The following is a 1,327-nucleotide window of genomic DNA, read 5'->3' as shown; positions in this document are numbered from 1 at the left end:
TTCGACCTTGCAACCTTGTGCGATCGCAACGTCGCGGGCAACCTCCCCTTTACCAATTGTGGCCGGGTGGCCAAAGTGGTCCCTGGACGATGAGCGAGCGATCGGTAGTGAAGCATCCCGGGTCTAACCAGGCCTTTCGCCAACCAGCGCCGACGTAGCGGACCATGCCGCCTGCACTTCTGCAATCAGTGCTGCCGAGCGTCCTTCGTATCGTGGCGAGAAGTGGAACGGCACAACCGCCCGGGCTCCGATCCGGCGCGCGATCAGATCGGCCTGGCGGGCCGTCAGGTGATTCTTGCGCAGGCCATGCGCCTTGTCCTCGTCAAGAAATACGCTCTCGATAAAAAGCAGGTCCACGTCGTGCATCAACTGCGACAGCGTCTCTATGTTCGGTTCCGTGTAGCGCAAGTCCGTTACGTAGCCAATGCGCTGCCCAGGAACGATGTCGAGAATCAGGTGACGCAGTTCGCCGACCTGCCGGGTCATGGCGTGCTCGCCACGCCGGTCGCGCCACCGCATGTCAATTATTGCCTCGTCAGGGGCGCCGGTCAGCACCGCGTGCTTCAGTTCGCGCAGCCACCCACCCGTCGACACCCCCAGCGCCGCGAGCCGGTCCTTCGCGACGTTGACGCGGGCCTTCTCCTCGAGCACGTACGCAACGCACGGGATGCCATGATCGACAAAGCGGCCACGTACGCGAAAGGTTGCTTCGTCGTACACCACGTCACCTGATCGGTCAAAGGATGGAACGGTTTCGGGGGCGAACCGTCGCCGACTTGAAAAGAGTGCGCGCTGCCCGCCTCCGTCCACTCCAATTTCGCGCGCGTCGATCACCAGCTCGACCTCGTAACGATGCACAACGTTCCAGGTATAGGCGCTCAGCTTGTGTTCGATTTGTGCAAGAAAGTTGGGTCCGCCAAACATCACGATGCCAGCCTTGCGCCCGAGCGTCACACGCAAGAGATGATCGAAGCCCGAAAAATGGTCCATGTGCGTATGGGTGACAAACACATGTGATATGCGCATCAGTTGGCGGGGCAGCAGCCTGGCGATATCGCCGAGATCGAAAAGGAGGCCCCGCCGCTCGTCGCGAAAGTCCACGTATACACCTGGGTCGCCAAACGCGTCATTGACAAGCCATGGTTCGAAGAGGGCGTGCATGGATCTGTCAGCGCGACGGACGAATGGTTGTTGGCGTACCGGGCCGAACCGCCGGGACGATCGAGGCGCGGACATCCGCCTCGATTTGCAGATGTGCGTCAGCGGTTATCGGAAGAATTCCGAGTCTATATGCATGTTCAGGCAAGTGTTCAGTAGACTTCGAGGA

The 1,327-nt window shown here is 60.4% G+C and carries 1 protein-coding gene; it reads right to left on the bottom strand.

Translation table 11 applies throughout. The features are described 5' to 3' along the window. Positions 1-123: 123 nt before the first annotated feature. Positions 124-1,161 carry a ribonuclease Z gene (locus F6X42_RS42725; protein ID WP_187639744.1) on the bottom strand — a complete coding sequence of 346 codons (1,038 nt, stop codon included), beginning with the start codon at positions 1,159-1,161 and terminating at the stop codon, positions 124-126. Between the last annotated feature and the right edge of the window lie 166 nt (positions 1,162-1,327).

Origin of the sequence: Paraburkholderia podalyriae, assembly GCF_014397785.1 — a bacterium.
Taxonomy (GTDB): Bacteria; Pseudomonadota; Gammaproteobacteria; order Burkholderiales; family Burkholderiaceae; genus Paraburkholderia; species Paraburkholderia podalyriae.
This window is presented reverse-complemented; position numbering and strand designations above follow the sequence as displayed.

Coding starts and splice junctions, on each gene's coding strand:
- F6X42_RS42725 (WP_187639744.1), bottom strand. CDS start 1,161: ATGCACGCCCTCTTCGAACCATGGCTTGTCAATGACGCGTTTGGCGAC.